This is a genomic window from Ruminococcus sp. AM42-11, assembly GCF_003480145.1.
Taxonomy (GTDB): domain Bacteria; phylum Bacillota; class Clostridia; order Lachnospirales; family Lachnospiraceae; genus Blautia_A; species Blautia_A faecis.
In genome coordinates, this window is the sequence record NZ_QUIO01000006.1 from 25,034 (window position 1) to 49,180 (window position 24,147).

The window sequence follows — 24,147 nt, forward strand, 5'->3', positions numbered from 1 at the left end:
ACGACTGTTTTGTCTGCAGATTGCAGGAATGATTTTTCAAACACGCTATAATATATAGAAAAAACCCTGCCTGAGATTTCAAACCGAAATCCCAGACAGGGAACTCATACCTTCTTACTTCTCAGAAAAAAGGTGCATATATTTGTTACTGTCCATTTTGAGGCCAGCAGCTTTTATTTTGCATATTTGCTCTTAATATACTCATCGATGCCGCGTGCACCTGCTTTACCTGCTCCCATAGCAAGGATAACAGTGGCAGCACCTGTAACAGCATCTCCACCAGCATATACGCCTTCTTTTGAAGTCTTACCAAACTCTTCGTCAGCAATGATACATTTTCTCTTGTTTACATCAAGACCGATGGTTGTAGAAGAAATCAGCGGGTTCGGGCTTGTACCAAGGGACATGATAACAGTATCAACATCGATGGTAAACTCAGAACCAGGAATCTCAACAGGGCGTCTTCTTCCGGAAGCGTCCGGCTCGCCAAGCTCCATACGGATACATTTAATACCGGTTACCCAGTCTTTGTCATCTGTAAGGATCTCAACAGGATTGCAGAGAAGATCAAACTGTACGCCCTCTTCTTTTGCGTGATGAACTTCCTCTTTACGTGCAGGAAGCTCTGCTTCTGAACGACGATAAATAATATGTACCTCTGCGCCAAGACGAAGTGCAGTTCTTGCAGCGTCCATAGCAACGTTACCACCACCAACAACAGCAACCTTCTTGCCATGTGCGATCGGAGTATCATAATCCTCACGGAATGCTTTCATAAGGTTGTTACGTGTCAGGTACTCGTTAGCGGAGAATACACCGTTAGCCTGCTCACCCGGGATTCCCATGAACATAGGAAGTCCGGCACCGGATCCGATAAATACAGCCTCAAAGCCCTCATCTTTAAGAAGCTCGTCGATTGTTACGGATTTACCAATGATAACGTTGGTCTCAATCTTAACACCCAGAGATTTTACGTTCTCAACCTCTGCTGCAACTACTTTGTCTTTTGGAAGACGGAATTCCGGAATACCATAAACAAGAACTCCACCAGCTTTGTGAAGTGCCTCGAAGATTGTTACATCGTAACCCATCTTTGCAAGATCTCCGGCGCAGGTAAGTCCGGAAGGACCGGAACCGATCACTGCAACTTTATGTCCGTTCTTCTGTGTAGCCGGAACTGGTTTGATACCATTCTCCTTCGCCCAGTCAGCAACGAAACGCTCCAGTTTACCAATGGAAACAGCTTCCCCTTTCAGACCGCGGATACATTTACCCTCGCACTGTGTCTCCTGAGGACATACACGTCCGCAAACAGCCGGAAGAGCACTGGACTCACCGATGATCTGGTAAGCTTTTTCAAAGTTTCCTTCTTTTACTTCATGAACGAAGCCTGGGATATTGATAGATACCGGGCATCCTTCCATACATTTTGCTTTCTTACAGCCAAGGCATCTGTTTGCTTCTTCCATTGCCTCTTCTTTATTGTAACCAAGGCAAACCTCTTCAAAGTTAGTAGCACGAACCTTAGGAGCCTGCTCTCTGACTGGTACTTTCTTTAATACATCTGCCATTATTTGTCACCTCCACAATGTCCGCATCCGCCGTGATGGGTATCGCCTTCCTGAAGCTTCAGAAGAGCACGTCCCTCTTCGGTCTTATACATCTGCTGTCTCTTCATGGCAAGGTCGAAATCAACTTTATGTCCATCAAATTCCGGTCCGTCTACGCAGGCAAATTTCACTTCGCCGCCAACCATTAAACGACAGGCTCCGCACATACCGGTTCCGTCTACCATGATCGGGTTCATGCTGACAACTGTAGGAATGTTCAGTTCTTTTGTTAACAGGCAGACAAATTTCATCATGATCATCGGTCCGATTGCAACGCAGAGATCATACTCTTTGCCCTGATTCTGCACAAGGTCACGAAGTACATCTGTACCCATACCTTTACGTACATAAGAACCATCATCTGTAGTAACATACAGATTACATACTTCTTTCATCTTGTCCTCAAGAATAAGGAGATCCTTTGTCTTGGCACCAACAATCGCATCAGCGGTAATGCCATGCTCGTGAAGCCATTTCACCTGAGGATATACAGGAGCTGTACCAACACCACCTGCTACGAAAACGATTTTTTTCTTCTTAAGCTCTTCGAGATCTTCATGGCAAAGCTCAGATGGCTGTCCCAGAGGTCCAACAAAATCTTCGAAGTAATCGCCTGCTTTCAGCTGGGCCATTCTGGTTGTTGAAGCTCCAGCCGGCTGGAAAACGATTGTTACAGTACCTTTCTCTGCATCATAATCGCAGATTGTAAGCGGAATTCTCTCTCCTACTTCGTCCATTTTCACGATGACGAACTGGCCAGGCAGACAATGCTTAGCCACACGAGGAGCTTCCACATCCATAAGAAAAACATTTGCAGAAAGTTTCTCTGCGTTGAGTATCTTATACATAGTTCCCTCCTGAAGTACTATATTTGTTGCTGCTCACTCCGCGGGCAGTAACCTATATTTAACCGTCACTTCATGTATATGTCCGCTGTATGGACACTTGTGTCGGTCATATCCTATAACACTATAGCACAAAAAGACAGGTTAGTAAAATAAAATTCTCCTGTTTTTCTTATATTTTTTCCAAAAAATGTATAATTTTTCATTTTTCAGGGGATTTGCTTTTCTCTTTCCCAATTAAATCATATAATTTCCCAAGAGCTTCTTTCATTCCTCCAACTTCATCGATTAGACCTTCTTTCACTGCCTCCGGACCTTCTAACATAGTTCCCACATCTTTTACCAGCTGCGTAGTGTCCAGCATTAGTTCTTCCAGTCTTTCCTGGGACATGTGAGTGTGACTGGAAATGAAGGTGGTGATCCGGTCCTGGATTTTCTCCATGTTGCGGTAGGACTGGGCGACGCCAATAAACATGCCATTTGTGCGAACAGGGTGGATCACCATGGTGGCACTGGGAACTACAAAAGAATAATCTGCAGATACAGCCATGGGAACACCAATGGAGTGACCGCCTCCAAGTACCAGGGATACTGTAGGCACGCTTAAAGAGGCGATCATCTCTGCAATGGCAAGGCCAGCTTCCACGTCACCGCCCACAGTATTAAGCAAAACCAGAAGCCCGTCCACAGACTTGTCATCCTCGATCATGGCAAGCTTTGGCAAAACATGCTCATATTTGGTAGTTTTGCTGTGAGACGGCGCCGATTCGTGCCCCTCTACCTCACCGATGATCGTCAGAAGTTCCACTTTGTATTTATTGGAATTCTCATTTAAAATAACCTGTCCCATATCACGGATCTGCTTATTTTGCTGTTCTTCTTTTTCTACAGATTCTTTTTTTTCACTTTCTGCTTCATTATCCTCTCTTTGCTGCATAAAAAATACCTCCACACAATCGTATGGAGGTAGTATCTGCAAATCTGATTAAATTATTCGTCCCAGTTATGCCATACATCTGTTACATCGTCGTCATCATCCAGAAGATCAAGGATTCTCTGGATATCCTTAAGGGATTTCTCATCTGTCAGTTCAACAGTTGTCTGCGGGATCATGGCAACCTGTGCCTCAAGAAGCGGAACACCTGCGGCCTCAAGAGCCTCGCGTACTGCACCTAAATCATCCGGAGCAGTGAGAACTTCATAGCTGTCCTCTTCTTCGTTGAAATCCTCAGCACCTGCATCAAGAGCGGTCATCATCAGTTCGTCAGCGTCCATCTCGCACTCTTCCTTGTCGATGATGATCTGACCCTTCTGATCGAACATATAGGATACACAGCCCTGGGTTCCAATGCTTCCGTTACCCTTTGTAAAAGCGTTTCTTACGTTGCTGGCTGTACGGTTCTTGTTATCAGTCAGAGTCTCAACGATGATGGCAACACCATTCGGACCATATCCTTCGTATACAGCTTTCTCATAACTGTCTGCGGAATCAGCACCGGCTGCTTTCTTAATACCACGCTCAATGGTATCGTTTGGCATGTTGTTTGCCTTTGCCTTTGCAATAACGTCACGAAGCTTACCATTGTTGTTCGGATCCGGACCACCTGCTTTAACAGCCATTACGATCTCACGACCGATGATGGTAAAGATTTTTCCTTTTTTAGCATCGTTTTTTTCTTTCTTGTGCTTTATGTTTGCGAATTTTGAATGTCCTGACATTTCTTATCCTCTCCTTTTGGTTCTTTTTTTATCTTTTCGGCCCGCACCTTTCCGATGGTTTTGTTGCCAAGGGAAAGAATTCTGAAACGGTAGCCGTTTACAACAATTTCTTTATCCAGATCATCTTCTGTGGGAATATGTCCAAGAAGATTCGTCAGATAACCATTTAAGGTCTCAAATTCCACTTTACCGAAATCAATTCCAAGCTCTTCCGCTACATCTTCCAGATACGCCAGTGCGTCAATGATCACACTGTTATCCTTCTGCGTCCGGAACGTACTGTCGTCTTCATCGTATTCATCCAGAATATCTCCTACGATTTCCTCCAGAATATCTTCCATTGAGACAATTCCTGAAGTCTGTCCATACTCGTCCACTACCACTGCCATATGAATTTTCTTCATCTGCATGGATTTGAAAAGATCACTGATTCCCCTTGTCTCCGGAATAAAAGAAGCTTCTCTGATCAATCCCGGCAGATCCTTAAGGGGTTTGAACTTCGCCCAGGAATTCCTGGTGAGAAATTTCAAAGCATCTTTATAATGAATAATTCCTACTATATTATCTATCGTCTCTCTAAATACAGGATAACGGGAATTTCCTTCCTCAAGCATGGTATCCACAATGGTCTGAAGATTGTCCTCCTCATCAAATGCGATCACATTCTTGCGATGCGTCATAATGTCCTTGGCTTCAGTGTCCGTAAACTCCATGATATTCTGGATCATCTCTGCTTCGTTCTCCTCAATGACACCCTGCTCATGGGCTTCATCTACAATGGAAATGATCTCTTCCTCCGTCACCGGATCCTCCGACTGATTAAAAGCAACACCAAATGGTCTTGCTGCCAGCTTGGCAATAAAGGTTACGCACATAGTAAAAGGGTACAGGATCCTGGTAAAAAATCCTACAATCTTCATATACCGATATGCATATTTCTCCGGGTGATAGGTTCCGATTCTCCTAAATGTAAGAATACCAAGAGACGCAAGCAGAATGATCACCAGTGCAAGCACCAGGATCAATGCAGCCAAATGCTTTATGTAGGGATGAAAGGTCTTGGTAGCCCATGGAACGATAAATGCTCCGAAACAGACTCCGGAAGCCATAACAATCAGCGGAATCGCATTGACGAATGAAACAGGATTGTTGATCAGGGAAAGAAGAAAGACTGCTTTCTTATCTCCTTCCTGCGCCCGTTTCTCCACTTCGTTTTCGCTCAGATTGTGCACTGCAGCTGAAAATCCATAAAAAATACCATTCAGCCACAAAAGCAATAATAAAATGACAAAGCCCGCCAGGGGCATACTACTGCCAGATTCCATATATTAAACCTTTGTTCCTCCTAGACAGCGTTACTGCTTATTACCTTCGCAGTAACGAAAACATACTGCTGCTTCCTTATTCCACAGCAGCACGAATGTGCAATTGCGGCAGTCAATGCCGCTGAGACTTTACAACTATATCACTAAAATTTCTTTTCGTCAAGAGAATGTAGCTCCAGGCTGATTTCAAGAGCATGGTTCACCTTGTCAAGCATAGGACCGTCCAGGTGACATACTTTATCTTTTAATCTTCTCTTGTCAATGGTGCGAAGCTGTTCTAACAAAATTACAGAATCTTTTTCAATTCCATAGGCCGATGCATCAATCTCAATATGGGTGGGCAGCTTCGCCTTGTTCATTTTGGATGTAATCGCTGCGCAGATCACGGTAGGACTATGTCTGTTGCCTACATCATTCTGAATAATAAGTACCGGTCGGATACCTCCCTGCTCGCTTCCCACCACGGGCCGAAGATCCGCATAAAAAATATCCCCTCTTTTAATTACCACACAATTCACACTCCGTTTTACTTTTACTTTTCTGAAAATAAGTATTTCCAACTTTTTTCATGTGTATACATGTGTGGTATTTTTCCCGTAATTCGTTACGGGTTCTTATAAAAGCCGGTAACGGAACCCTTTCCGTCTATATTGTTCTTACCTGACGCATACCTGCAAAAGGCTTTCCAAAGGATACGCGTCACAATTTGTCTGGGTATGCTCAGTCAAAATATGTCAGCTCGCCGCACTCTTTCCCATCGCGGATATAGATTCTTGGCACACGTTTGCTGATATTACATACAAATTCATAAGAAAAACGGCCGGACAAATCTCCCAGTGTATCTGCACTGATAACCTCATCCCCATCTTTTCCAAGCAGTGTCACTTCATCCCCTGTCTTTACATCCGGGATTTCTGTCACATCTACCATAAACTGATCCATACAGACTCTGCCACAGATCGGCGCTTTTTTTCCATGAATCAGAACCCAGCCTTTATTAGAAAGCATTCTTGGGTATCCATCTGCATATCCAACAGGAATCGTCGCCATCTTTGTAACATGATCTGTCGTGTAGGTTCCACCGTAGCTTACCTGAACCCCCGGCTCCACATCTTTCACGTAGGAAACATGACTCTTTAGGGACATTACAGGTTTCAGCATTACAATGTCTTTTTCCACTTCCTCAGAGGGATAAATTCCATAAATGGTAATTCCGGCACGGACAATGTTCAGGTTGGCTTCCGGTACACGGATTATTCCGGCACTATTGGAACAGTGATGCAGTGGAATATGGATTCCATTTTTTTCCAGAAGATCCGCAAAATCAAGATATCGTTTCAGCTGAACCATTGCCGGGGTACGGTCGTATTCATCTGCTCTTGCAAAGTGAGTGAATAAACCTTCAATTTCCACATTGGGAAGAGCTGCAATTCTGCGGATTTCCTCCAGACTCTCTTCGCTGTCCTTAAATCCGATCCTGGTCATGCCGGTATCCGCAGCCAGATGGATCAGACCTTTTTTGCCCGCTGCTTCAGCAGCTTTGTTAAACTTTCTGGCTGTCTCATAATCACAGACGGCCATGCGCACATCATTTTCGGCAAGTTTCTTATAATATTCTTCAAATACCAGTCCCAGGATCAGAATCGGTCTTGTGATCCCGGCTTTTCGAAGCTGTAATGCCTCCTGGGCTGTAGCCGCAGCAAATCCCCATATATAATCAAATTCCTCAAGCATTCTCGCAATAGGTACTGCACCGTGACCATATGCATCCGCTTTGATCACTGCGATGATCTTTGTTCCCTCTTTTATGTTCTTCTTCATCTGTTCAAAATTATATCTGATTGCATCAAGAGAAATCAATGCTTTGATTCTGCTGTATTTTTCCATAACATTTTCCTCGATTTTCTAAATTTATCAGAGCATGCCTCAAAAGGCGTTCTGCAAAATGTACGTCACAATTCTCATCCTTTACTCTGAACTTCTGCCAGTTTCAAAACTTCCGGCAGGGCTTCGATCATATCCTTCGCCGTCATGCCGTGAGATCCTTTTTTCTCTCTGGCAATATCACCGCAAAGACCGTGAATATACACCGCCATGGCAGCTTTATAGGAAAGCTCCCGTTCTTCCTCACAGCTTAAATACATGCAGAGAACAGATGCGATAATACCGGAAAGCACATCTCCGCTTCCTGCTGTGGCCATTCCCGAATTACCAGAAAGATTCAGATACAGCTTTTCATTCCGGTCAGTCACTACTGTACATGCGTCTTTCAGTACCAGAACACCGCCACTTTTCTCTGCATACTGATATGCACGGGCTACAGGGTCTTCCTTTAGTTCTGATACATCCAAGCCGCAAAGACGGCTCATCTCGCCCATGTGGGGTGTGAGAATGGTCTGTTCCCCTATGAATTTCATCCACTGTGGATGCATTGCCAGAATATTCAGACCATCTGCATCCAGTATAACAGGCTTTCCTGCTTTTGCTCCGTTTTCCAGGAACCAAAGCATTCTTTCCTTTCCTGAGCCTTCAGTTCCAAGCCCTGGACCGATCACCAGCACATCACACCAGTTTAAATTTTTCTTATTGGCTTCCTCATCAAATTCGCTGGTCAGCATTGCCTCAGGCAAAAGGCTCTGTAAAGGAATCCGGTTCTCTTCCACAGTCTGGATCTTCACCATTCCGGTGCCTCCATGAAGTGCTGCACTGGCACTCAGACAGGCTGCTCCGCACATTCCCTTTGAGCCCGCTACAAGAAGGACCTTGCCAAATGTTCCTTTATTTCCCCATGGTTTTCTTGCCGGAAGAGTTTTCACGTCAGATTTTTCTATATGCCAGGCAGCCTTGCTTGCAAGCTCACTGCCATCACGGTCCCGGTCATAAATTCCAATATCCGCCACCACAGTTCTGCCAGCATAAGCTCTTCCCGGATACAGACAAAGCCCACGTTTTTTATACGCAAATGTTACGGTAAGATTTGCCTCAAAAGCAGTTCCAAGAACAGCTCCCGTATCTCCATGAATGCCAGACGGAATATCCACCGCTGCTTTATACGCAGGAGCTTCATTCATATGGTCAATTATCTCTTTGTAATTCCCGGTAATCTCTCTGGAGAGTCCAACGCCGAAAATTCCGTCTACTATAACAGTATATTCATCCCATACAGGGTTATTCATTACCGGTACCTGGTAGCTCATGGCAATATCCCACTGATGTCGGGTTTCTTCTGTCATTTTATCCGGATTTCCTGCAAGATAAATCTCAGAACGGATTCCCGCCAGATGCAGAAGTCTTGCAATGGCAATGCCGTCACCTCCGTTATTGCCAGATCCGCAGACGGTCAGAATCCGTTCTTTTTTCAAATTAGCAGAACCGTTTTTCTTTTCCAGATATTTCCGGATCTCTTCTGCTGTGGCAAGTGCCGCCCTCTCCATGAGAACCAGGGAGGAAACATGCATATTATGAATAGTGCCATGGTCAAGCAGCTTCATCTGACTGCAGGTTACAACTTTTTTCATAAGGCCACTCCTAATGCAAAACTGCCGCCCGGTCTCCTGTAAATCCTTCAGCGAGACAAGCAGCAGTCCTCTTTGACTTTTATTCTTTGTTTTCTTTATGTTCGTTACGATACTGGCTTAAGTTGTAAGACAGAGCCATCAGGCTCTCGGACAGATGAACATTCTCCACGATCACATCCTCCGGGGCATCAAGATCTGTATGGGCAAAATTCCAGATTGCCTTGATTCCATTGTCAATAAGAACCTTCGCCATCTCCTTGGCCTTATTCTTCGGCAGGGTCAGAATGGCAATCTCCACCTGATTCTCCCTGATAAATTCCGGGAGACTGCTAACCATCTGAATCTCAATCCCGCGAACGGAAATCCCCTCCAAAACCGGGTTTACGTCAAAAATCCCTACCAGGCGGAAGCCACGTTTTTCGAAGTCTCCATAATTGGCAAGTGCCTGTCCCAGATTACCTGCACCCAGGATGATCATGGGATGAATAGTGTCCAGTCCCAGTATTTTACCAATTTCTGTATAAAGATATTCTACATTATATCCATATCCCTGCTGTCCAAAACCGCCGAAATTATTTAAATCCTGTCGGATCTGCGAAGCAGTCACATGCATTTTTTTACTCAAGTCGTTGGAAGATATACGTTCCACCTTCTCTTCCATCAGCTCCCCCAGATAGCGATAATATCTTGGCAATCTCTTAATTACCGCCTTTGAGATCTCTTTTGCATCCAAAATGTTCCCCTCCTTGTTTCCGCTGCCTGTATTTTTCCGCTAAAAACGCATCGCGGAACATTACCTGTAAACGGCAGCCCGCGTAACACTATGTCAATTATACCGAAATGTTATTTTCTTGTCAATTAAAGTTGTGCAGAATTACAAATTTTTGCAAATTTTTTTGTGATTTGACAATTATTCTTTCAAAAAATAAATTTTTCAAGTATAATATACTATTGAACATTCTAATAATGCTGTTTCTGTGTATACAGAACCGCCTTTTTAAGGAGGAACTTATGATTTTATCATGTCAGAGCATCTGCAAATCTTTTGGGGAAAAGGTGATCCTGCAGGATGCTTCTTTTCACATAGAAGAACGGGAAAAGGCCGCTCTCATCGGCAATAACGGTGCGGGGAAAACAACTCTTCTTCGTATTATCATGGAGGAGATTTCCGCGGATTCCGGTCAGGTGGTCATTGCCAAGGATAAGAAGATCGGTTATCTGGCCCAGTACCAGGATATCCACGGTCATCACACCATTTACGAAGAACTGATGACCACCAAGCAGTACATTTTGGATATGGAGGACAAGATCCGTTCTCTGGAGCAGGAAATGAAATACGTAGCAGGAGACAAACTTGAGAGCCTGATGAACAGCTACACCCGCCTGACTCACCAGTTTGAGCTGGAAAACGGCTACGCTTATAAAAGTGAAATCGTAGGTGTTTTAAAAGGTCTTGGATTTGAAGAAGAAGACTACGGCAAACAGATTGAGAACCTTTCCGGAGGTCAGAAAACCCGGGTTGCACTTGGCAAGCTTCTGATTTCCAAACCGGATATTCTTCTTCTGGACGAGCCTACCAACCATCTGGATATGGAGAGCATTGCATGGCTTGAGACCTATCTTCTCAACTACCCGGGCGCTGTATTTATCGTTTCTCATGACCGTTATTTTCTGGACAAGGTAGTTACCAAGATCGTGGAGATCGAGGCTGCCCAGATGAGAATGTACGAAGGCAACTATTCCGCTTATGCCCTGAAAAAAGCGCAGCTGCGTGACGCCCAGTACAAGGCTTACCTGAACCAGCAAAGAGAGATCAAACATCAGGAGGCTGTTATCACCAAGCTCCGCTCCTTTAACCGCGAGAAATCCATTAAGCGTGCTGAGAGCCGTGTAAAAATGCTGGACAAAATCCAGCGCATTGAGAAACCAATTGAAATTGATAACCAGATGCGTATTTCCCTAGAACCACGTTTTATCAGTGGAAATGATGTACTTACTGTAGAAGGACTTTCCAAGGCTTTCCCGGGACAGACTTTGTTTACAGATATTAATTTTGAAATCAAACGTGGGGAGCGTGTTGCCCTGATTGGCAACAATGGTACTGGTAAGACCACAATTTTGAAGATTCTCAATGGAATTGTGGATGCTGATGCAGGACGCTTTGCCTTGGGTTCCAAGGTTCAGATCGGATACTATGATCAGGAACACCATGTTCTGCATATGGAGAAAACTATTTTCCAGGAGATATCAGACACATATCCGACTCTCACTGAGACTGAAATCCGCAATATGCTGGCTGCTTTTCTTTTTACAGGAGATGATGTGTTTAAGCTGATCTCCTCTCTCTCTGGTGGTGAACGTGGCCGTGTTTCCCTGGCGAAGCTGATGCTCTCAGAAGCCAACTTCCTGATACTGGATGAGCCTACCAACCATCTGGATATTGCATCCAAGGAGATTCTGGAGGAAGCACTGAACAGCTACACAGGAACTGTCCTCTACGTTTCCCATGACCGTTATTTTATTAACCAGACTGCTACCCGCATTATGGATCTGACCAACCAGGCCATTGTCAATTATATCGGTGATTATGATTACTACCTGGAAAAGAAGGAGGAGATGACCCGGATTTATGCTCCTGTTCAGGAGACCGCCGCTCAGGAAGTTAAGGAAAACGTCTCTGAAACCAAACTCACCTGGCAGCAGCAGAAAGAGGAACAGGCTCTGAAGAGAAAACGGGAAAATGAGCTGAAGAAAGTGGAAGCACGGATTGAAGAACTGGAAACAAGGGATAAAGAAATTGATGAAACCATGGTTCTGCCAGATATCTGTACGAATGTGGCAGAATGCACGAAGCTCAGCCGGGAAAAAGCTGCTATAGCAGAAGAACTGGAAGGGCTTTATGAGAAATGGGAGGAGCTGGCATAAATTACCAGTAACCTGCTCTTTTGAGCCTTACATTTCATATTTATTTCAAAAACAGGAACGAATTTCGAATATAAATATCCGAAACCGTTCCTGTTTTTTATAACAATATTAACATTTTTACTTTAAACAACTTATTAAAGCTGTCTGTTTTATTACATGGCCTCAAGCTTCTCTCTGATTGCAAGAATAAACTCGCGGCTGTTAAGGACTTTTACATCTTTTAAAGAAGTAATCAGTGCCAGGTCTTTGGTCATCTGTCCGCCTTCGATAGTGGAAAGGGTTGCTTTCTCCAGTTTATCTGCGAACTCTATAAGCTCCTGATTCTGATCCAGCTCACCTCTTTTTCTCAGAGCACCGGTCCAGGCGAAGATTGTTGCTACAGAGTTGGTAGAGGTCTCCTCTCCTTTCAGATGACGATAGTAATGTCTCTGTACAGTTCCGTGAGCTGCCTCATACTCATAATATCCATCCGGAGAAACCAGTACAGAAGTCATCATTGCCAGAGAACCAAATGCAGAGGAAATCATGTCACTCATAACATCCCCGTCATAGTTCTTACAGCCCCAGATAAATCCGCCTTCTGCTTTCATTACACGGGCTACTACATCATCTATCAGACTATAGAAGAACGTAATGCCTGCGGCCTCAAATTTTTCCTTAAACTCAGCTTCATAAATATTATGGAAAATTTCTTTAAATTTGCCATCGTATGTTTTGGAAATGGTATCTTTGCCGCCAAACCACAGATCCTGTTTCGTATCTAAGGCATAATTAAAGCAGCATCTTGCAAAGCTGGTAATGGATTTGTCCAGGTTATGAACACCCTGGATCACGCCTGGAGTATCAAAGTGATGGATCAGCTCCGTTCTCTCCTCGCCGTCTTCTCCTTTGAATACCAGCATAGCATCTCCTGGTTTGTCAATGTACATCTCGGCATTCTTATATACATCGCCGTAAGCATGACGGGCAATGGTGATAGGTTTCTTCCAGTTCTTCACACATGGCTCGATTCCCTTTACCACAATGGGAGCACGAAAAACAGTTCCATCCAGGATTGCACGAATAGTTCCGTTAGGGCTTTTGTACATTTTCTTCAGATTGTACTCAGACATTCTGGCTTTATTCGGGGTAATGGTGGCACATTTAACAGCAACTCCGTATTTCTTGGTGGCTTCCGCTGCATCTATAGTTACCTGGTCATCAGTCTCATTTCTGTATTCCAGTCCAAGATCATAGTATTCTGTCTTCAGATCAATAAAAGGAAGAAGAAGCTCATCCTTGATCAACTGCCACAGAATTCTGGTCATCTCGTCCCCATCCATCTCAACAAGAGGGGTCTGCATTTGAATTTTACCCATTATTACCTCCTAGTATATGTTTTGTGGTAACTGTGAACTATGTCCGCAGCAACCCTATTTTAACGTAATTCCAAGTCTCTGGCAAGTCTCTGCTACAATTGCTTCAAGTTCTGTATCACAAAGCACAGTAACACGGCCATCCTCATACTGCTGGTCAACCCAGGACTTGATCATCTTTACAAGCTCGCTGTTCTTATCAACCTTCTGGTCGCCCTTCAGGCGATAATGGCTGTCGATCCAGTGTGCGATTCCGGCAGCTCCGGAAGTATTGGAAACGGCAACCTCAACCGGGCGGTTCAGGAATTTCTCGGTATCAAATACATTATAGATTTCCTCATTTTTCAGAAGTCCGTCGGCGTGGATACCAGCTCTTGTTACATTGAAGTTCTTTCCAACGAAGGGAGTTCTTTCCGGTATGTGGTAGCCAATCTCTTTCTCATAGTACTCAGCAAGCTCTGTGATAACCGTTGTATCCATACCACCAAGGTTTCCGCGAAGCTGTGCATATTCAAATACCATTGCCTCAAGAGGTGTATTTCCGGTACGCTCTCCGATACCAAACAAAGAAGTATTAACACCACACGCACCATACAGCCATGCTGTTGTGGAGTTGCTGACTGCCTTATAGAAGTCGTTATGTCCATGCCACTCGATCAGTTCAGAAGGAACGCCTGCATGAACCATAATACCATAAATAATACCAGGTACAGAACGAGGGATCACGGCACCAGGATAGTTAACACCGTAGCCCATGGTATCACAGCAGCGAACCTTAACCGGAATGCCGTACTGCTGGCGAAGCTTCATCAGCTCAAGGCAGAATGGGATAACATAGCCATAAATATCAGCTCGTGTAATGTCTTCAAGATGGCAACGGACAGAAACACCGATTTCCAGACATTCTTTTACAATGCTTAAATAATGCTCCATCGCCTGTTTACGTGTCATTTTCATCTTATAAAAAATATGATAATCGGAACAGCTTACCAGGATACCGGTCTCTCTCATACCCATATCGCGGACAAGCTGGAAGTCCTTCTTATTTGCACGGATCCAGCTGGTAACCTCAGGGAACTCATAGCCTCTCTCCATACATTTCTCAACAGCATCACGGTCTTTCTTACTGTAAAGGAAAAATTCAGAAGCACGAATCCTTCCTTCCGGTCCGCCCAGCTTATGAAGGTAATCATAAATCCTTACGATCTGCTCAGTGCTGTATGGTGCTCTGGACTGCTGGCCATCACGGAATGTCGTGTCGGTGATCCAGATGTCATCTGGCATATGATGTGGAACGACTCGGTCGTTGAATGCAATCTTCGGTACTTCAGAATATGGAAAAAGATTTCGGAATACATTGGGAGTTGCAACATCCACAAGCGGATACATATGCTCCTCTAACTGAAGCAGGTTTGTGTGGCGATTCATAGAAACACGTCTGTTTTCCATAGATATTTCCTCCTCATCTCTTGGAACTCTTGCTGTCCATTTTACTCACTTAAAGCGACTTCGTCAAGTGCTTTTATACTGTAAAGTGATAATTCTTTATCAAAGTTTGTGTATTCTTTTTCGTACATTTCTTCAAATCACTTAAGCAGAAATCCTTTTCACACAATTGGCTGCTTTTACATTTTCAGAAACTTTCTGCGGTTAAATTTCCCCCACCCTTGCAGGTTTTGAGGCAGTCCCATATCCTCTGCGCTATTCATCAGCATAGTTTTGATATCCGTATTGGTAAGTGCAGGATTTTTTTCCAAAGCACAAGCAATAGCACCTGTCACCAGAGGCGTAGACATAGAGGTGCCGCTTTTCACACCATAAGAATAAGGTTTTCCAGGCACGCAGGACATGATCTTATTTCCAGGCGCCACAATATCCGGCTTGCACACGCATTCCGCCGTTGGTCCTCTCCCTGAAATAGCACTGCGCCCTTCCAACAAATCGCTGGAGCCCACTGTGATCACTTTTTTGCTGCTTCCCGGAGCTGTGATACTGCCCGGCCTTGGTCCCTGGTTTCCGGCAGCTGTGACCACTACCACTCCTTCATCCCACAGCTGCTCCACACTTTCCAGAAGCCTGGCATGGTTTCTTTTTGAGTTACAGGTAGTTCCCACAGAAATATTTACCACCCGGATCCTGTACTGCTGCCTGTATTCCCGAATCCACCGAAGAGCCCGAAGCACGTCATCCTGGCTTCCATTTCCATAACGGTCAAGCACTTTCAGGGCAATGATTCCGCAGCCAGGTGCTGCGCCTCTGTATTTTCCCATGGAAGCAGTGCCATCTCCTGCCACCAGTCCGGCTACATGGGTGCCATGTCCATTATCGTCATAAGGCCGCCTTTTAAAAGCCAGGAAATCATAAAAAGCCCAGATCCTGCCAGTAAAATCTATATGCTCATAAATCCCGGTATCCAGAATACACACACCGATTCCTTTTCCGGTATAAAAGGATTTTTCCATTATTTTCCCCGATAAAAAGAAACTTATAATAAATTATGTTTCCATTTTCCAATCTGCTTTAAAATTATAGACAATTTTTGAAATTCTCAAAAATTTTTGTCGCTTTTTCTGAGCGTATATAGTATAATGAAAATACGCATAAATTCGTATTTATAAAAGGAATTTTCCAGTAATATCAAACAATTATTTCAAGTGACAAAATGTAGTAAGTCACAACTATACATGAGAGGACGAAAATAATATGGAAAAAGACAACAGGCAGACTCCGGAGGACAAATTTCACTATTACTCCGGAGCTATCAGACGTGACATGGGGAACCTGCTTAAGTGGCTGCTTCTGGCAGTGGTGGTAGGATGTATAGCGGGAGCTTTCAGTACTTTGTTTTCTTTTGTGCTGAAGGCAGTGACCGGTTACCGCAAGGCACATCTGTGGACCTTTTTTCTCCTGCCCCTGTTCGGACTTTGCATCGTATTTCTTTATGAGAAATTCGGAAAAGACGATGGCGGCACGAATCAAGTCCTTTCTACAGTCCGTTCCCAGGATGATGTGCCCTGGAGATCTGGTCCGCTGATTTTTATTTCGACTGCATTGACACATCTTGCCGGTGGTTCAGCAGGACGTGAGGGTGCAGCTATTCAGCTTGGTGGCAGCATTGCCAATCTTCTTGGCAGATGGATCCATCTTGATGAGGAAGACCGTCATGTGATCGTTATGTGTGGTATGAGTGCTGCTTTCTCTGCACTATTTGGCACACCAATGGCTGCAGCTGTTTTTTCCTTGGAAGTGGTCAGTGTAGGGGTTATGTATTATACAGCTCTTATGCCTTGTATGATCGCATCTTTGATCGCATCCCGTTTTGCGGCTGGTATGGGCGTTACGCCAGAAGCTTTTCACGTAGTAAATATTCCTGCACTTTCCCTGGAAACAGGGCTGAAAATGAGCGTGGTAGCCCTTGGATGTGCAGTGATCAGTATTGTCTTCTGTATTATTTTAAATGAGACAGCCAGATTCTACGGCCGGTTTTTTTCTAATAAATATGCACGGGTAGTGGCCGGTGCCGTTCTGGTTATTTTTATTACACTGATTCTTGGAACTACGGATTACATGGGAGCCGGTGCTGAGCTTATTGAGAAAGCAGTGGAGACCGGAGACACCGATTATATGGCTTTCTTCTGGAAAATGCTCCTTACCGCACTGACTATGAAGGCTGGTTTTCGCGGAGGCGAAATCGTTCCGTCTTTCTGCGTAGGCGCCACTTTCGGATGCATGGCAGGACAGCTGATAGGGCTTTCTCCCTCCCTTTGCGCAGCCTGCGGAATGGCGGCTGTTTTCTGTGGTGTGACGAACTGCCCGATTACTTCTATTCTGATTGCCTTTGAAATGTTTGGCTTTAAGGGAGTGTCCTTCTATCTGATCGCCGTTTCTATCAGCTATGCGGCTTCCGGATATTATGGACTGTATAAAGATCAGACAATTGTATATTCTAAATACAAAGCCAAATATATAAACAAACACACAAAGATGTGACAAGCCCTAGAGCGTGTTCATTTTGCAGAGATTTTTTTCGAAACTCCATCCTCTGTCAAATGTTTACTACCTGAAATTTGCAGGAATCCGCGTTGCGGGCGTGGCAAAGCAACATCCAAAACATTCCTGTAAAATATAAAAACCGGCACACAAGCTGCCGTAAAAAGAAGGGGGTACATTTATGAACCTTGAAAAACTTTTTCACCTGAAGGAAAACCACACTGACGTGAAGACCGAAATCATGGCCGGTATTACCACATTCATGACCATGGCTTACATCCTCGCTGTCAATCCCAACATCCTTTCTGCTGCCGGAATGGACCGCGGTGCAGTCTTTACTGCTACTGCACTTTCATCCTTCATTGCAACCTGCCTGATGGCACTGTTATCCAATTACCCGTTTGTCCTGGCACCCGGTATGGGACTGAATGCATACTTTGCATATACCGTAGTTCTTGGAATGGGTTATTCCTGGCAGCAGGCTCTGGTTGCTGTATTTGTGGAAGGTATCATCTTTATCCTGCTTTCCCTTACCAATGTACGTGAAGCAATCTTTAACTCCATTCCTATGACACTGAAACACGCAGTTTCTGTTGGAATTGGCCTTTTCATCGCATTTATTGGTCTGCAGAATGCAAAGATCGTTGTAAACAATGATTCCACACTGGTAAGCATGTTCTCCTTTAAGGGCTCCATGTCAGATGGTTCTTTCAATTATCTTGGAATCACTGTTCTTCTTGCCCTGATTGGCGTACTGGTTACCGGCATTCTTCTTGTAAAGAATGTAAAAGGCGGTATCCTGTGGGGCATCCTTATTACATGGGCGCTTGGAATCCTCTGTCAGTTTGTGGGGCTTTATGTTCCAAATCCGGATGCAGGTTTCTACAGTCTTCTCCCGGATTTTTCCAATGGAATTTCCGTACCGAGTATGGCTCCTACCTTTATGAAAATGGATTTCGCAGGAGTTTTCTCACTTGACTTTATCGTTATCATGTTTGCATTCTTATTTGTAGATATGTTTGATACTCTGGGAACTCTGATCGGTGTTGCTTCCAAGGCAGACATGCTGGACAAAGACGGTAAGCTTCCAAAAATCAAAGGTGCTCTTCTTTCCGATGCTGTTGGTACTACTGTAGGTGCTATGTGCGGTACTTCTACTGTTACCACATTTGTTGAGAGCGCTTCCGGTGTTGCAGAGGGCGGACGTACAGGTCTTACTTCACTTGTTTCCGCTATTTTGTTCGCACTTTCCCTGTTCCTTTCCCCGATCTTCCTGGCGATTCCTTCCTTCGCCACAGCTCCGGCTCTGATCGTGGTTGGATTCCTTATGCTGACCTCTGTTACCAAGATCGACTTTGACGACCTTACAGAAGCGATTCCGGCATTTATCGCAATCATTGCAATGCCGTTCCTGTACAGCATTTCCGAGGTATTGCACTTGGTGTTATCTCTTATGTTATAATCAATGTCTGTACCGGAAAAGCTAAGGACAAAAAGATCAGTCCGCTTATGTATGCACTGGCTGTTATCTTTGTTCTGAAATATGTGTTCCTGTAAAAACAGAATGAAATAATTGTACGGTTTGCAGTAACATTATTCACGGAACATCACCTGTAAATCGCAATAAATAATCCTAAAAATCCCCCTGCCATGGAACCACGCTTTCCTGGCAGGGGAATCTTTCTATAACACTACTTAAGGGGGTATAAGGTAGATTACATCTGTGAAATCATCTCGTAAATCTGTTACTGTTCACTTTGCAGTCAGTAACCGCTTCGCGGAACATTAGCGTTTTACATTGAATGCGCTCATTCCCGGATATACTGCTGCATCTCCAAGCTCTTCCTCGATGCGGAGCAGCTGATTGTATTTTGCAACACGCTCTGTTCTGGACGGAGCACCGGTCTTGATCTGGCAGGTATTTAATGCTACTGCAAGGTCAGCAATCGTAGTATCCTCTGTCTCACCTGAACGATGGGAAGAAATTGCTGTATAGCCAGCCTTATGAGCCATCTTGATTGCCTCAAGAGTCTCTGATACAGATCCGATCTGGTTCAGCTTGATTAGGATGGAATTGCCGCATCCAAGAGAAATACCTTTGGAAAGTCTCTCTGTATTTGTTACAAACAGGTCATCACCTACCAACTGCACTTTATCTCCCAGTTCTTTGGTAAGCTTCTTCCATCCTTCCCAGTCTTCCTCATCAAGCGCATCCTCGATGGAGATGATCGGATACTTGTCAACCAGCTTTTTCCAGTGGTCGATCAGCTCGTCAGATGTGTAAACAGTGCCGGCCTTTGGAAGCTTGTACTCGCCAAGTTTACCAGTCTTCCACTCAGAAGAAGCTGCGTCCATAGCGATCATAAAATCTTTTCCTGGCTCATAGCCTGCATTCTTAACAGCCTCAAGAATTGTCTCAATTGCTTCTTCGTCAGATTTCAGAGCTGGTGCAAAACCACCCTCATCACCAACAGAGGTTGCAAGTCCTCTTGATTTCAGAATAGCTGCAAGAGCATGGAAAACTTCTGCACACCATCTTAAGCACTCTTTGAAGCTTGGTGCTCCAACTGGCATGATCATGAACTCCTGCACATCAAGTCCTGAGGAAAGTGCATGGCAGCCGCCGTTTACAATGTTCATCATCGGTACTGGCATACGGTTTCCGGAAATACCACCGAGGAAACGATAAAGCGGGATATCAAGGGATGTTGCAGCTGCACGGCAGCATGCGATGGAAACAGCCAGGATTGCATTTGCACCAAAGTTTGATTTGTCCTTGGTTCCGTCAGCTTTGATCATCGCCTTGTCAATTGCATAAATATCGGATGCATCCATTCCTGAGATTGTGTCGTTGATGGATGTATTAATGTTCTCTACAGCCTTTGTAACACCTTTTCCAAGGTATCTGCCCTTATCATTATCTCTAAGCTCCAGAGCCTCAAATTCGCCTGTAGAAGCACCGCTGGGAGCAGCTCCCCTGCCGATAGTTCCATCTACCAGATAAACCTCCGCTTCTACTGTGGGATTTCCTCTGGAATCCATAATTTCTCTTCCAATAACTTTCTCAATTTCTAAGTAATCCATGGTATGTATACTCCTTTCATTTTCAAAGGAACTCCTTTTATTATGCCAGCGGTCTTTCTGCCATAATAAAGGAGTCCAAATGATTTACACTGTTAGGTTAGCTATTCCTAACTATATTGATTAGTATACACTAACCATCATGGGATTGCAAGAAGATTACATGATAATATTTTTCAGTAGTTGTCTGTTCTAAAGCGTATTTGAAAAATACTCTAGAAAATTACCACAAGAAGCATTTTAAATTTCTCTTTTCCCATAACTGCGTGAGGATGCTTCGCAGGCATTACAATAGACTCACCTTCATGTAATTCGTACTTCACACCATCAATAGTGATTTCCCCCACACCATCCAGACAGGTAACAAATGCATCTCCGCCAGACTCATGTGTACTGATCTCCTCCCCTTTATCAAATGAGAAAAGGGTAACACTCACTGCCGCATTCTGTGCAAGTGTGCGGCTCACAACCTGTCCCTCCTGGTAAGCTACCTGGTCCTTTAATACCAGCACTTCTGCTTTACTTATATTTTTCATCTTATCCATGATAAAAAGCCTCCTGCTATAACTATTTTTCGTAACTATACTATAAATTTTCGTGATATTCAGTTATTATAACAACAAATCTGTTTTTTATTGCATTTTTTCACATCCGTAGTATAATATGCAAGAATCAACATGACAGGAGGCTTTTCACTTGAATACACAAACTACACAAAAATCTCTCCCAATCTACCGGGGAGAGCTTGCACTTCTTCTTGCGGTTGCCATCAACAGCTTCGGCGTTGTCCTTATGCTCTATTCCGGGACAGGAATTTCCGCTATTTCCAGTGTTCCCTACGCTTTTTCCTGCGTCTTTCCGAAGATAAGCCTTGGAACATGGACCTACATATTTCAGGGACTTCTGGTACTGGCGCTGATGATCCTGCGGAAAAAATTCGTAGTCCAGTATCTATTCAGCTTCGTAGTAGGATTCGTTTTCGGGGAGCTGCTTGATGTACATGAATTATGGATAAATGTTCTTCCTACAGCAATTGGCTGGAGAATTTTTTATTTTATTGCAAGCTACATTTTGATCTGTATTGGAATCGCTATTTCCAACCGCTGCAAAATGCCTATTGTCCCTACTGACCTTTTCCCAAGGGAACTGTCCCAGATCACTTCTGTGGCATATCCAAAAATCAAGATCAGCTTCGATGTAATCTGCCTGATTATCACTGCTGCCCTCACCGGATTCGGTCTCGGGCATATCAAAGGACTTGGAATTGGTACCGTTGTAGCCGCCTTTACTATGGGAAAAGGCGTCGGAATCGCAGGGAACTGGTTGGATAAACATATGGACTTTACCTCGTTTCTTGCGAAATAGCAGGATTTTATACATACTAATTTAATTCAGGCGCTCATATACCATACCGGATATTTCCTTTATCCCATTAATTCCTGTATATTCGCCAACTTGTGCAAACACAACAATCACATAATCTGTCTTTTTTCCATATACAATCGCCGCATCATGCTGATAGCTGTCTGTCTCCCCGGTCTTATTTCCAGACTTAACGCCTGAGGGGAGACCTGCAGGAATTTTATACCGCCTTTCCTGCGCCAGCAGAAGATTTAGCATCTGGTTCGAATACTTACGCGAAACTGCCCTGTCCTACAGTCCGAACCAACTCATTGTAGCTCTCATTGTCACTGGTTGTTATCATGCTGTCCAAAAGACCGTTCACATAGCTGTTAAGACTGATTTTTTCTCTGCAGCACCGGCATAAACAGCTTCCATCACAAAAAGCTTGATCACACTTGCCGGATACATGCTGGTCTCATTTATGGAAAGGACATCTCCTGTTTTTAAATCTTTCACATAAACAGACCAGTTCCCACTGTATCCTTTCAGTTTTTCATTTATTTTTATTCTCAGTTTGCTTAACTTTACCTCTTCCTTCGCGCATTTTTTCCCTTCTGCATCTACATACAAGGTGCCGGAAATCTTGCGGTTTGTGGCAATTGTGCCATGCTCCGTCAGATAATAACCTTTGTACCAGCGGTTTGTATACAATTTTCCATTTTTGTTCAGGGCGAGCTTCTTTCCCTTAAACACAATCCAACCAGCCGTCTGTTTCAGCCGTCCGGCTGTTTTCCCAAAATAATAAGAGCCTTTAAAGCGTGTAGTCCCAATTTTCGTATCAAGAGCATGAAATTTTTTCCTTTTGTCTATTCGTCCATCTGTCCAAAAATAATAATAACCACTGGCAAGTCCCACATTGGATGGAATTGAAAGATATGCGATTCTTTCCGTCCCTTTCTTATTCTTCATCTGAATGGATGTAGACTGAAGATACCATTGATCTTTCTTTTTTACAAGTTTAGCCTTGTACTCGTTATTTACTTTTACTGTCCAGCTGTTCTTTGTGGCAGCCTCTGTCTGTAATGTTGGTGAGATAATAAGAAGTCCACATGAAAAAGCAATTCGCACAACCCAGACTTTCCATTTATGTATTACCATTCTCTTTCCCATTTTTCTTTTCCCCTGTAACTTCAATGCAAAACAATTAATGCAGAAAGTAATTTTCGCGTCTGCACACCCCAATTTATTAACAAATTTGTCTGAACGCTCTCATCAAGTTGCAGCCTAATGAATTTTTGTATACGCAAAGAGCGGAAAAGAAATAATGCATATCTTCTCTTCCGCTCTACATGATGTCAGATATTTAATTATTCAAAGCCCTCTTCAAAATGCTTCACATTTCGCCGATGTGACGTATCCGTCAATTATGACGCAAATCTCACAATGCTCTTAATCTGATGATTGATGTCGTAGCTGCCGCTTCCGTATACACCTCTGTACCATCCTGCAAACTGTGCCTCCGGATCATAGTAGCATCCGTCAATAATGACCCAGCCATGACTGGTAAGGCCATCTGCTGCACCATCTCTGGTACCGGATACACGTCCAAGAACTACATAAGGATTATAGCCAATCTCTCTTGCCATTGCAGCAAAGGTGCAGGCAAAGCCATAACAGTCACCGCCACCTGAAACCAGCATATTGTATGCTACCTCTCGCTGCCAGCCTTTTTTATTAAAGTCTGGCCAGTAGCCGGAATAGTAGAAATTACTGCTGCTGGTAAGATAACACCAGCAGGCATACAGTTTCTGGGATTTACTCATCCCCGGATTGGTGATCCTGGAAATAACATTCATAAGCTCTATTTTTAGCTTTGCATTTACATCGTTATCTGCATATCCCTTGCGGTTAAAGGTAACATTGGAAACTGTTTTATTCTTGGTAAGACGACCTTTTACATCGCCCCGGTAAAGACGGTTTCCAAGTTTAAAGAATCCAACATATGCATGACCCTTTGTGTCTACATAATAGGATGTCTTTCCTACTTTTACAATTTTGGCCTTAGTGGGACGAATCAGTTTGCCTTCCAGATTAAATACATATATGTATTTACCAATTCTTTTCCCACCTGTAACCGCCTTTCCGTTCGCGTCAAAATAGTAACGGTTTTTGTGAATGGTTTTCCATTTATTTTTCAGTTTATTACCCTTTTTGTCGTAATAAACATATTTCTTTCCTTCTTTTACAAGGCCTTTCTTTCTAGTCGGTGCTGCCGTAGGCTGAACTGGAACTGCAGTCACAGTTGGAGCTGCAGTCACCTCTGGGGTAATTTCAGAAGCCTGGGCAGGTACGCATACAGCCATAATACTGATTGCTATAACTGCCAGAAATTTGCTTATCTTTCGCATACTCTTTCTCTCCCAATAAATCAGTCT

19 protein-coding genes and 2 pseudogenes are annotated in these 24,147 nt (G+C 43.9%); 4 read left to right on the plus strand and 17 right to left on the minus strand.

Features of this window, described 5'->3' with window-relative positions; all coding sequences use genetic code 11:
• Positions 1–173: 173 nt before the first annotated feature.
• From gltA to DW904_RS05335, 9 genes are all read right to left on the minus strand, one after another.
• A complete protein-coding gene (gene gltA, locus DW904_RS05295) occupies positions 174–1,571 on the minus strand; it encodes an NADPH-dependent glutamate synthase (RefSeq protein WP_118578398.1) in 1,398 nt (465 codons plus the stop codon).
• Positions 1,571–2,458, minus strand: a complete 888-nt coding sequence (locus DW904_RS05300) for a sulfide/dihydroorotate dehydrogenase-like FAD/NAD-binding protein (protein WP_118578399.1) — start codon at positions 2,456–2,458, stop codon at positions 1,571–1,573. The genes gltA and DW904_RS05300 overlap by 1 nt, the downstream gene beginning before the upstream one ends.
• 199 nt (positions 2,459–2,657) lie before the next feature.
• On the minus strand, positions 2,658–3,392 hold the full coding sequence (locus tag DW904_RS05305; RefSeq protein ID WP_118578400.1) for an ATP-dependent Clp protease proteolytic subunit: 735 nt from the start codon (positions 3,390–3,392) through the stop codon (positions 2,658–2,660).
• A 53-nt stretch (positions 3,393–3,445) separates the two neighbouring features.
• Positions 3,446–4,174, minus strand: coding sequence for a YebC/PmpR family DNA-binding transcriptional regulator (locus DW904_RS05310; RefSeq protein ID WP_118578401.1), 729 nt, complete (start codon positions 4,172–4,174; stop codon positions 3,446–3,448).
• Positions 4,144–5,499 carry a hemolysin family protein gene (locus tag DW904_RS05315; RefSeq protein WP_118578402.1) on the minus strand — a complete coding sequence of 452 codons (1,356 nt, stop codon included), beginning with the start codon at positions 5,497–5,499 and terminating at the stop codon, positions 4,144–4,146. Before DW904_RS05315 ends, DW904_RS05310 begins: the two co-directional genes overlap by 31 nt.
• Positions 5,500–5,642: 143 nt before the next feature.
• Positions 5,643–6,008, minus strand: a complete 366-nt coding sequence (locus DW904_RS05320) for a type II toxin-antitoxin system PemK/MazF family toxin (protein WP_118578403.1) — start codon at positions 6,006–6,008, stop codon at positions 5,643–5,645.
• A gap of 211 nt (positions 6,009–6,219) precedes the next feature.
• The gene (gene alr, locus DW904_RS05325) at positions 6,220–7,386 is read right to left on the minus strand and encodes an alanine racemase (protein ID WP_118578404.1); all 1,167 of its coding nucleotides are present in this window, start codon (positions 7,384–7,386) and stop codon (positions 6,220–6,222) included.
• A gap of 74 nt (positions 7,387–7,460) precedes the next feature.
• A complete protein-coding gene (locus DW904_RS05330) occupies positions 7,461–9,017 on the minus strand; it encodes an NAD(P)H-hydrate dehydratase (protein WP_118578405.1) in 1,557 nt (518 codons plus the stop codon).
• Between the two features lie 79 nt (positions 9,018–9,096).
• Positions 9,097–9,750: a redox-sensing transcriptional repressor Rex gene (locus DW904_RS05335; protein ID WP_118578406.1), complete on the minus strand. Its 654-nt coding sequence runs from the start codon at positions 9,748–9,750 to the stop codon at positions 9,097–9,099.
• Positions 9,751–10,028: 278 nt separating this feature from the next.
• Between DW904_RS05335 and DW904_RS05340 the strand changes: the two genes are divergently transcribed.
• On the plus strand, positions 10,029–11,942 hold the full coding sequence (locus DW904_RS05340; protein WP_118578407.1) for an ABC-F family ATP-binding cassette domain-containing protein: 1,914 nt from the start codon (positions 10,029–10,031) through the stop codon (positions 11,940–11,942).
• 152 nt (positions 11,943–12,094) lie between these two features.
• On the opposite strand, the gene DW904_RS05345 is transcribed toward DW904_RS05340, so the two are convergent.
• The 3 genes from DW904_RS05345 to DW904_RS05355 form a co-directional block, all read right to left on the minus strand.
• Entirely contained in the window at positions 12,095–13,300 is a 1,206-nt protein-coding gene (locus tag DW904_RS05345) for an NADP-dependent isocitrate dehydrogenase (protein ID WP_118578408.1), read from the minus strand.
• 54 nt (positions 13,301–13,354) lie between these two features.
• Positions 13,355–14,746 carry a 2-isopropylmalate synthase gene (locus DW904_RS05350; RefSeq protein ID WP_118578409.1) on the minus strand — a complete coding sequence of 464 codons (1,392 nt, stop codon included), beginning with the start codon at positions 14,744–14,746 and terminating at the stop codon, positions 13,355–13,357.
• 176 nt (positions 14,747–14,922) lie between these two features.
• A complete protein-coding gene (locus tag DW904_RS05355; RefSeq protein WP_118578410.1) occupies positions 14,923–15,759 on the minus strand; it encodes a S8 family peptidase in 837 nt (278 codons plus the stop codon).
• Between the two features lie 241 nt (positions 15,760–16,000).
• Here DW904_RS05355 and DW904_RS05360 point away from each other — a divergent pair, with 241 nt between their 5' ends.
• Both DW904_RS05360 and DW904_RS05365 read left to right on the plus strand, forming a co-directional pair.
• Positions 16,001–17,287, plus strand: coding sequence for a chloride channel protein (locus DW904_RS05360; protein WP_118578411.1), 1,287 nt, complete (start codon positions 16,001–16,003; stop codon positions 17,285–17,287).
• Positions 17,288–17,468: 181 nt separating this feature from the next.
• Positions 17,469–18,844 (plus strand): annotated as a pseudogene (locus DW904_RS05365) (NCS2 family permease).
• A gap of 228 nt (positions 18,845–19,072) precedes the next feature.
• On the opposite strand, the gene eno reads toward DW904_RS05365, so the two are convergent.
• Entirely contained in the window at positions 19,073–20,371 is a 1,299-nt protein-coding gene (gene eno / locus DW904_RS05370; protein ID WP_118578412.1) for a phosphopyruvate hydratase, read from the minus strand.
• A 212-nt stretch (positions 20,372–20,583) separates the two neighbouring features.
• Entirely contained in the window at positions 20,584–20,913 is a 330-nt protein-coding gene (locus tag DW904_RS05375) for a cupin domain-containing protein (protein ID WP_173769113.1), read from the minus strand.
• A 151-nt stretch (positions 20,914–21,064) separates the two neighbouring features.
• On the opposite strand from DW904_RS05375, the gene DW904_RS05380 reads away from it, so the two are divergent.
• Positions 21,065–21,733 (plus strand): DUF6198 family protein, encoded by a 669-nt coding sequence (locus DW904_RS05380; protein WP_118578414.1) that lies wholly within the window; start codon positions 21,065–21,067, stop codon positions 21,731–21,733.
• Positions 21,734–21,754: 21 nt separating this feature from the next.
• Here DW904_RS05380 and DW904_RS05385 read toward each other — a convergent pair.
• The 3 genes and pseudogenes from DW904_RS05385 to DW904_RS05395 form a co-directional block, all read right to left on the minus strand.
• A pseudogene (locus DW904_RS05385) lies at positions 21,755–22,006 on the minus strand (serine hydrolase); the annotation flags it as partial.
• An 84-nt stretch (positions 22,007–22,090) separates the two neighbouring features.
• The gene (locus tag DW904_RS05390) at positions 22,091–22,882 is read right to left on the minus strand and encodes a serine hydrolase (RefSeq protein WP_118578416.1); all 792 of its coding nucleotides are present in this window, start codon (positions 22,880–22,882) and stop codon (positions 22,091–22,093) included.
• A gap of 254 nt (positions 22,883–23,136) precedes the next feature.
• On the minus strand, positions 23,137–24,120 hold the full coding sequence (locus tag DW904_RS05395; RefSeq protein WP_118578417.1) for a transglutaminase domain-containing protein: 984 nt from the start codon (positions 24,118–24,120) through the stop codon (positions 23,137–23,139).
• Between the last annotated feature and the right edge of the window lie 27 nt (positions 24,121–24,147).